Here is an 8,743-nt window from a genome sequence, read left to right as displayed (position 1 = left end):
GGACGGCATCGTGTACGCCGCCATGGTCGGCATCGGCTTCGCGTTCACCGAGAACATCCTCTACCTGGCCGCGGCGTACAACGGCACGGACGGTGCGGGACCCGGAGGCACCGAGGCGCTGACGGCGACGTTCGTCGTGCGCTGCCTGTTCAGCCCGTTCGCGCACCCCCTGTTCACCGCGTTCACCGGCATCGGGGTGGGGCTCGCGGTCAGCGCGCGCAGCCACCTCGCCCGCATCCTCTGGCCTCTCGGCGGGTACGCCTGTGCCGTGCTCGCCCACGCCGTCTGGAACACCTCGACGGTCTACGGCTTCGACAACTTCGTGATCGCCTACGTGGTGCTGATGGCGCCGGCGTTCGTCGCCCTGGCCGGTCTGGCGGTCTGGGTGCGCAGCTCGGAGCGGCGGGTGCTGGCGGCAGCGTTGAGCGACGCGGCGCGCCGGGGGCTGGTCCCGGCGACCGACATCGGCTGGGTGGTGGATCTCGGGGCCCGCCGCCGCAGCCGGGCCTATGCACGTCAGGTCGGGGGCCGACCGGCCGAACGGGTGATGCGTGACTACCAGCAGGCCGCGATCGAGCTCGGGTTCTTGCACTACCGCTTCCTTCGTGGCACCCCGCCGCCCGACTACGCGGCGCGCGGACAGCAGTTCCTCCAGCGGATCGCGGCCCTGAGGCCGTCGATCGCCTTCCCCGGACAGGTGGTACCCACCCGATGACTCTCTCCCGTGACGAGAGCGAGCACACCGACCAGCTCGACACCCGCATGCTCACCGCCCTGGTGCAGTTGCGCGGTGCCCTGCAGGCCGCCCGGCTGCCGCTGGAGGTCGCGGGCGTCGAGGAGCGGCGCGTGGCGCGCCAGCAGATGATCGACCAGCTCGAGGACTACGTCATCCCGCGACAGATGAGCATCGACGCGCCGGTCCTGGTGGTCGTCGGCGGCTCCACCGGTGCCGGCAAGTCCACGCTGGTCAACTCCCTCGTCGGGCGCCGGGTGACCGCCTCCGGCGTGCTGCGGCCCACGACCCGCTCACCTGTCCTCGTGCACCACCCCGAGGACGCCCGCTGGTTCGGCCAGGACCGGCTGCTGCCCGACCTGGTCCGCACCGACCGGTCGACCGACGACCCGCACGCCCTCCAGCTGGTCGCCTCCGACACGGTGCCCGTCGGACTGGCGATCCTCGACGCCCCCGACGTCGACTCGGTGGAGGAGCACAACCGGACGATCGCCGCGCAGCTGCTGGCGGCGGCCGACCTGTGGCTGTTCGTGACCTCGGCCGCGCGCTACTCCGACCAGGTGCCGTGGGACTACCTGCGGCAGGCCGCCGAACGGTCCACCTCGGTCGCGATCGTGCTCGACCGCACGCCGGCCGACGCCGTGCAGACCGTCGCGGCCCACCTCGCCCGGATGCTCGCGAGCCGCGGGCTCAAGGACTCTCCGCTGTTCACCGTCAACGAGGCGCCGGTCTCCGAGGCCGGCTTGCTGGACCCCGCGGAGGTCGCCGACATCCGCGGCTGGCTGACCTCGTTGGCGGGGGACGTCGAGGCCCGCGCCCTGGTGGTCCGCCAGACCCTCGACGGCACCATCCGCACGCTGGCCCGCCAGACCTACCTCGTGGCCGAGGCCGCCGCGGCCCAGCTCGAGGCGCTCGCCCAGCTGCGCGCACCCGTGGCCTCGGCGTACGACGAGGCGACCGAGCGGCTGCTCGCCGAGACCGGGGACGCGACGCTGCTGCGCGGCGAGGTGCTGGCGCGCTGGCAGGAGCTGATCGGCACCGGCGAGCTGCTGCGCACGCTCGACCAGCGGGTCGGCCGGCTGCGCGACCGCGTGGTGAGTGCCGTCAAGGGCACCCCGCAGCAGGCCGACCGGGTGCTGCTGGCCGTGGAGGCCGCGGCCGAGGCGCTGGTGCTCGACCACGCCGAGAACGCCGCCGAGCGAGTGCACGCCGCGTGGGAGGGGTCCGAGGCCGGCCGCGGGCTCGTCGAGCGTCACGCGGAGCTGCGGCGCGCCGCCCCCGACTTACGCCGTCGGGCCGAGTCGGAGGTGCGGTCCTGGCAGGAGGAGGTGCTCGCGCTGGTCCGGGCCGAGGGGGCCGACAAGCGCACCAGCGCCCGCTTCCTCGCCTACGGGGTGCACGGGCTCGGCGTGGCCCTCATGGTGGCGACGTTCATGCGACGCGCACCGCTCGCCGACGACCTGGGGCGCACGCTCCTCGACGCGGTGTTCGGCGCCGAGTCGGTCGACTCGATGATCGAGCACGCGGGCGCCTCGCTCGAGCGCAGGCTCCACGTCCTCGTCGACGCCGAGCGGGCGCGCTTCACGACCGTCCTCGACGACCTCGGACTGCCCGCGGACGCGCCCGAGCTGCTGCGCGCCGCCTCGCGGCGTGTCGACGACCGCAGGTTCGAGCAGGCCAGGTCGGCAGGCGAACCCACGACCTGAGCACCCGACCCCCTAGGGTGGGGGTGCACTGTCCCACCGCTGGACCGGCTGTCGCCGGGTCGAGGGAGAACATGACGTCCTTGCTCGAAGGGGCCAAGAAGCTGGTCACCCGAGGTACCGACATCGGCGCCCGCATCGAAGGTCTCGACGCCGCGACCTACGCGGCGCGAGGCCGCCTCGACGACGGTCTGGTCGCTGAGGCCCAGGCCGTCATCGACCGTTCGACGGGGCGACTGCGGCTCTCGGCGACGCACACCGTCGTCGCGATCGGGGGAGCGACCGGATCGGGCAAGTCCTCCACCTTCAATGCGCTGACGGGCCTGGAGCTCTCCGCCGTCGGCGTACGCCGTCCGACGACCTCGTGGGCCTCGGCCTGCGTCTGGGGCCGCGACGGCGCCGAGGAGCTGCTCGCCTGGCTCGGCATCCCGCCGCGGCACCAGACCACCCGTGACTCGATGCTCGACTCGGGCCGACGCGGGTCCGACTCCGAGCTCGACGGGGTCGTGCTGCTCGACCTGCCCGACCACGACTCCACCGAGGTGGCCCACCACCTCGAGGTCGACCGCCTCGTCGACCTCGCCGACCTGCTGGTCTGGGTCCTCGACCCGCAGAAGTACGCCGACGCCGCGATCCACGACCGCTACCTCGCGCCCTCGGCGGACCACCAGGACGTGATGCTGGTGGTGCTCAACCACATCGACACCGTGCCCGAGGAACGTCGCCAGTCGATGCTCGACGACGTACGGCGTCTCCTCGACGCCGACGGGCTGGACCGGGTGCCGGTGCTGCCGGTGAGTGCCCGCCACGGCACCGGGATCCCCGAGCTGCGCGCCGAGATCGCGCGCCGGGCGGCGGAGAAGCAGTCCACGCGGGCCAGGATCGACCTGGACGTGCGTGGGGCGGCGGCTCAGCTGTCCGAGGCGACCGGGGACGCGCCGACCCGGGTGCTCTCGCCCGAGCGGGTGGCCGCTCTCGACGACGCCTTCGCCGAGGCCGCCGGTGTGCCTACGATCGTCGACGCCGTCGAGCGGTCGACGCGCATGCGGATCGGCCGCGCGACCAGCTGGCCCGTGGTCGGCTGGATCTCGGGCCTGAAGCCCGACCCGCTCAAGCACCTCGAGCTCGACCTCGGCGCGGAGGGTCGGCAGCTCCAGGGCAAGGGCCGGCCCACCGGCCCGCGCGTCGCGCAGGTGCAACGCGCGCGCGTCGACACCGAGGTGCGCACCCTGGCCGACGAGGTCTCCAGCGGCCTGGCCGCGCCCTGGGTCGAGGCCGTGCACCGCGCCTCGGTCTCCCGGCTCGACGAGCTCGGCGACCGGCTCGATGCCGCCCTGTCCTCGGCCGCCGTCGAGGCCGGCAGGCTGCCGTTCTGGGCGGGCCTGGTGCGCGTGGTCCAGTGGCTGCTGCTGCTCGCGGGACTCGGCGGCCTGGTGTGGACGGCTGTGCTCGCCGGATCGGGCACGCTGCAGGACTCCGGCACACCCCAGGTGGCCGGGGTGGCCTGGGCCCTGGTGCTGCTGATCGGCGGCCTCGTGGGCGGGATCGTGCTGGGACTGGTCTGCCGGCTGCTGGTCACCAAGGCCGCCCGGGCCCGGGCGGACGAGGCGGACGAGCGCCTGCGGGGCGCGGTCGCCGAGGTCTCGCACGAGCTCGTGGTCGACCAGGTCGAGATCGAGCTGGCGGCGTACACCGCGGTCCGCAACGGGCTCAGCCGCGCGCTGGCCTGAGTCGAGCCGCGGGGGTCCTCGACCCGCTCTCCATCCACAACCGCCGCTCCGACCGCGGTCTCCACAGCGTCGGTCTTCGCGAGCCGCGGTTGTCGGCGCGCGCCCGCAGCCTCGTTGTGGGAAAGCCCCGACCGAGGCAAGGAGACCTCCATGACCGAATCCCTCATCACCCTGCAGGGCTGGCTCGGCAGTGACGTGACGCTGCGCCGCGCCGGCGACGCCCCGGTGGCGAACTTCCGGCTGGCCTGCACGCCGCGCCGGTTCAACCGGCGCACCGAGAACTGGTCCGACGGCACGACCCAGTGGTACACCGTCAACGTCTGGCGCCAGCTCGCCGAGAACTGCGCGGCCTCGCTGCGTCGCGGCGACCCCGTCGTCGTCCACGGTCGGCTCGAGGTCAAGCTCTGGGTCAACTCCGACAACATCGAGGTGACCAGCTTCGAGATCGAGGCGCTCCACCTCGGGCACGACCTCTCCCGCGGCACCAGCCGCTTCACCCGCACGCCCAAGCAGGAGCCGGTGCCCGACGCGCCGGCTCCGGCCGTCGCCAGCGAGGGAGCAGCAGCCTGATCTCACGCGGCGGCTCGCGTTCGAGGGTGAGCCGCGAGCCCCCGATCAGGTCCCGCGCCCGGCGGCCAACTAGGCTTCGGGATCATGGCGGAGTATGTGTTCACCCTGCGCAACGTACGCAAGGCCCACGGCGACAAGGTCGTTCTCGACAACGTGACGCTGTCGTTCCTGCACGGGGCGAAGATCGGTGTGGTCGGCCCCAACGGCGCCGGCAAGTCCTCGTTGCTGAAGATCATGGCGGGTCTCGACCACCCCAACAACGGCGACGCGATCCTCGACCCCGAGGCGACGGTGGGCATGCTCCAGCAGGAGCCGCCGCTCACCGAGGGCAAGACCGTGCTCGAGAACGTCGAGGAGGCGGTCGGCGAGCTCAAGGGCAAGATGGCCCGGCTCGACGAGCTCTACGCCGCGATGGGCGACCCGGACGCCGACCTCGACAAGCTCAACGAGGAGGCCGGCAACCTCCAGACCGAGCTCGACCACGCCAACGCCTGGGACCTCGACAGCCGTCTCGACCAGGCCATGGACGCGCTGCGCTGCCCCCCGCCCGACGCGCTGGTCGACAAACTCTCCGGTGGCGAGCGGCGTCGTGTCGCCCTGTGCAAGCTGCTGCTCCAGCAGCCCGACCTGCTGCTGCTCGACGAGCCCACCAACCACCTGGACGCCGAGTCCGTGCAGTGGCTCGAGGGCCACCTCAAGAGCTACCCCGGCGCCGTGCTCGCCGTGACCCACGACCGGTACTTCCTCGACAACGTCGCCGAGTGGATCGCCGAGGTCGACCGCGGCCAGGTCCACGGCTACGAGGGCAACTACTCCACCTACCTGGAGACGAAGAAGGAGCGGCTCAAGATCGAGGGTCAGAAGGACGCCAAGCGCGCCCGGATGCTCGAGAAGGAGCTCGAGTGGGTCCGGTCCAACCCCAAGGCCCGCCAGGCCAAGAGCAAGTCCCGCCTGGCGCGCTACGAGGAGATGGCGGCCGAGGCCGACCGCGCCCGCAAGATCGACACCTCCGAGATCAACATCCCCGCGGGACCGCGACTCGGTGACGTCGTGCTCGAGGCCAAGGGCCTCACCAAGGGCTTCGAGGGCCGCACCCTCATGCACGACCTCTCGTTCACGCTGCCGCGTGCCGGCATCGTCGGCGTCATCGGCCCCAACGGCGTCGGCAAGACCACGCTGTTCCGGATGATCACCGGCAACGAGGAGCCCGACGAGGGCACGCTGACCGTCGGTCAGACCGTGAAGATCTCCTACGTCGACCAGAGCCGCGGCGGCATCGACCCCAACAAGAACGTCTGGGAGGTCGTCTCCGACGGGCTCGACTTCATCAAGGTCGCGAACTTCGAGATGAACTCGCGCGCCTACGTGGCGTCGTTCGGGTTCAAGGGCCCCGACCAGCAGAAGAAGGCCGGCGTCCTCTCCGGCGGTGAGCGCAACCGGCTCAACCTCGCGCTGACGCTGAAGATGGGCGGCAACGTGCTGCTCCTCGACGAGCCCACCAACGACCTGGACGTCGAGACGCTCTCCTCGCTGGAGGACGCGATCCTCGACTTCCCGGGCTGTGCCGTGGTCACCTCCCACGACCGGTGGTTCCTCGACCGCGTCGCCACCCACATCCTCGCCTGGGAGGGCGACGACGACGACGAGGCGAAGTGGTTCTGGTTCGAGGGCAACTTCGCCTCCTACGAGGAGAACAAGATCGAGCGCCTCGGCCTCGAGGCGGCCCGGCCGCACCGGGTCACCCACCGACGCCTCACGCGCGACTGATCACATCGCCGGTGGTCGAGCTCGTCGAGACAGCCGGAAGCGAAGGCAGGGCGGTGACTCCGGTCGCCGCCCTGCGGCGTCTCGTCGTCGGGTCCCCGCTCGAGTGCGTCCGCTGATGCGTCCTACCGGATCTCCATGGCCGGGTGACCCTCGACGAGGTGGTCGCAGACGGCGTTCATGACCCGGCCGACCGCCTGGAAGTCCTCGCGGGACACCAGGTCGACGAGGTGGGTGCGGACGCCCTCGACGTGCAGCGGCGCCATCCGCTCGAGCAGGTCGAAGCCCTTGTCCGTCATGGTGGCGACGACCCCGCGGCCGTCGTCGGGGGAGCTCATGCGCACGACCAGGCCGGCGTGCTCCATCCGCGCGACGGTGTGCGTCACCCGGCTGCGGCTGTGGGCGAGCGCGTCGGCGAGGTGGGCCATCCGCATGCGCCGGTCCTCGGCCTCGGAGAGGCGGACCAGGATCTCGTACTCGACCAGGGAGAGGTCGCACTGGCGACGCAGGTCGTCGTCGAGCCGGTCGAGGAGGAGGGTCATCCCCATGACCAGGGCTCGCCACGAGCGCTGCTCATCGTCGTCCAGCCACCGCGTCTGGTCACCCCCGATGTCACTCACCCCGGCAGTGTAGGTCGTCGCCGTGGGCCCCCGTGGGGTCCTTCGGCTGATCGAGGGTGTGACCTCCGCCCGGGGACACGAACGCCCGGCCGCGTGCGCGGCCGGGCGTCCGGGGGTCGTGCGAGGGGTCAGATGCGCTCCAGGATCAGCGCCATGCCCTGGCCGCCGCCCACGCACATCGTGATCAGACCGGTCGTCTTGTCGTGCCAGTCCAGCGAGTTCAGCATCGTGTTCTGCAGCCGGGCCCCGGTCATGCCGAAGGGGTGACCGATGGCGATCGCGCCGCCGTTGACGTTGAGGCGGTCGAGGTCGATGCCGAGGTCCTGGTAGGACGGGACGACCTGGGCGGCGAAGGCCTCGTTGATCTCCACCAGGTCGATGTCGCCGATGCTCATCTTGGCGTTCGCCAGCGCGCGCTTGGTCGCCTCGACCGGCCCGAGCCCCATGATCTCGGGGGACAGGCCGCTCACGCCGGTCGCGACGATCCGCGCGAGGGGCTTGGCGCCGAGCTCGGCCGCCTTGGTGTCGGACATGATCACGACAGCGGCAGCGCCGTCGTTGAGCGGGCAGCAGTTGCCGGCGGTGACGACGCCGTCGGGACGGAAGACCGGCTTGAGCTGGGAGATCGCCTCGTAGGTGACGCCGGCGCGCGGGCCGTCGTCCTGGGACACGACCGTGCCGTCCGGTGCGGTCACCGGGGTGATCTCGCGGGCCCAGAAGCCGTCGTTGATCGCCTTCTCCGCGAGGTTCTGCGACCGCACACCGAACTCGTCGAGCTCCTTGCGGTCGAGCTTGCGCAGCCGCGCGACGTTCTCGGCGGTCTGGCCCATCGCGATGTAGGCGTCGGGGAGGAGGCCGTCCTCGCGCGGGTCGTGCCAGTCGACGCCGCCCTCCGCGGCCTTCTCGGTGCGCGCCATCGCCTCGCCGAACAGCGGGTTCTTGGTGTCGGGCCAGTGGTCGGAGGTGCCCTTGGCGAAGCGGGAGACCGTCTCGACGCCCGCCGAGACGAAGATGTCGCCCTCGCCGGCCTTGATCGCGTGGAAGGCCATCCGCGTGGTCTGCACCGACGAGGCGCAGTAGCGCGTGACCGTGGCGCCGGGGACGTCGTCCATGCCGTTGAGCACGTTCACGATGCGGGCCATGTTGTTGCCGGACTCGCCACCGGGCAGGCCGCAGCCGAGGTAGAGGTCGTCGACGGTGTTCGGGTCGAGGCCCTCGACCTTGTCCAGCGCCGCCTTGATGATCAGGGCGCTCAGGTCGTCGGGCCGGAAGTCCTTCAGGGAGCCCTTGTTGGCCCGCCCGATGGGGGAGCGGGCGGCGGAAACGATGACTGCCTCGGGCATGCGTGCTCCATCTGGTCGTGATCACGGGGATCGGAGGTGGGTCGAGGTGCCCGGCCAGGTTAGACCGTGTTCTCGAGCTCCGGACGAGACGCTCGTCACGCTCAGCGACACCTCCGTGCCCAGGCGGGTGTGCTCAGGCCCCGGGCGCGCTGGACAGCTGCTCGCCGATGAGCTCGAGGGACCGGGCCAGGAACTCGGGGCGCTCGTCGGCCGGCCGCAGCAGGGCCGCGAGCAGGACGCCGTCGTACGACGCCACCAGCGTCTCGGCGCGCTCGCGGAC

General features: G+C 71.8%; 7 protein-coding genes. 5 read left to right on the top strand and 2 right to left on the bottom strand.

Annotated features, from left to right (window positions below):
• The 5 genes from Q0L15_RS07385 to ettA all read left to right on the top strand — a co-directional run.
• Positions 1–715, top strand: a 715-nt coding sequence (locus Q0L15_RS07385; RefSeq protein WP_296603315.1) for a PrsW family intramembrane metalloprotease, incomplete at its 5' end; no start/stop codon positions are given.
• Entirely contained in the window at positions 712–2,439 is a 1,728-nt protein-coding gene (locus Q0L15_RS07380; RefSeq protein WP_296603314.1) for a dynamin family protein, read from the top strand. The genes Q0L15_RS07385 and Q0L15_RS07380, both read left to right, overlap by 4 nt.
• A 71-nt stretch (positions 2,440–2,510) precedes the next feature.
• On the top strand, positions 2,511–4,166 hold the full coding sequence (locus Q0L15_RS07375; RefSeq protein WP_296603312.1) for a GTPase: 1,656 nt from the start codon (positions 2,511–2,513) through the stop codon (positions 4,164–4,166).
• A 150-nt stretch (positions 4,167–4,316) separates the two neighbouring features.
• Positions 4,317–4,736 carry a single-stranded DNA-binding protein gene (ssb, locus tag Q0L15_RS07370; protein WP_296603311.1) on the top strand — a complete coding sequence of 140 codons (420 nt, stop codon included), beginning with the start codon at positions 4,317–4,319 and terminating at the stop codon, positions 4,734–4,736.
• Positions 4,737–4,820: 84 nt separating this feature from the next.
• Entirely contained in the window at positions 4,821–6,503 is a 1,683-nt protein-coding gene (gene ettA, locus Q0L15_RS07365) for an energy-dependent translational throttle protein EttA (protein WP_296603309.1), read from the top strand.
• Between the two features lie 122 nt (positions 6,504–6,625).
• Here ettA and Q0L15_RS07360 read toward each other — a convergent pair whose 3' ends face one another.
• Both Q0L15_RS07360 and Q0L15_RS07355 read right to left on the bottom strand, forming a co-directional pair.
• The gene (locus Q0L15_RS07360; RefSeq protein WP_296603308.1) at positions 6,626–7,120 is read right to left on the bottom strand and encodes a MarR family transcriptional regulator; all 495 of its coding nucleotides are present in this window, start codon (positions 7,118–7,120) and stop codon (positions 6,626–6,628) included.
• A 128-nt stretch (positions 7,121–7,248) separates the two neighbouring features.
• The gene (locus Q0L15_RS07355; protein WP_296603306.1) at positions 7,249–8,463 is read right to left on the bottom strand and encodes an acetyl-CoA C-acetyltransferase; all 1,215 of its coding nucleotides are present in this window, start codon (positions 8,461–8,463) and stop codon (positions 7,249–7,251) included.
• Between the last annotated feature and the right edge of the window lie 280 nt (positions 8,464–8,743).

It is taken from the genome of Nocardioides sp. (assembly GCF_024509035.1).
Taxonomy (GTDB): domain Bacteria; phylum Actinomycetota; class Actinomycetes; order Propionibacteriales; family Nocardioidaceae; genus Nocardioides.
The sequence above is the reverse complement of the archived record's forward strand: the minus strand, read 5'-3'. Positions and strand labels throughout refer to the sequence as shown.

Excerpts from the sequence above, each read along its gene's own strand:
- Q0L15_RS07380 (WP_296603314.1), top strand. The coding sequence starts at position 712 with ATGACTCTCTCCCGTGACGAGAGCGAGCACACCGACCAGCTCGACACC.
- Q0L15_RS07375 (WP_296603312.1), top strand. The coding sequence starts at position 2,511 with ATGACGTCCTTGCTCGAAGGGGCCAAGAAGCTGGTCACCCGAGGTACC.
- ssb (WP_296603311.1), top strand. The coding sequence starts at position 4,317 with ATGACCGAATCCCTCATCACCCTGCAGGGCTGGCTCGGCAGTGACGTG.
- ettA (WP_296603309.1), top strand. The coding sequence starts at position 4,821 with ATGGCGGAGTATGTGTTCACCCTGCGCAACGTACGCAAGGCCCACGGC.
- Q0L15_RS07355 (WP_296603306.1), bottom strand. The coding sequence starts at position 8,463 with ATGCCCGAGGCAGTCATCGTTTCCGCCGCCCGCTCCCCCATCGGGCGG.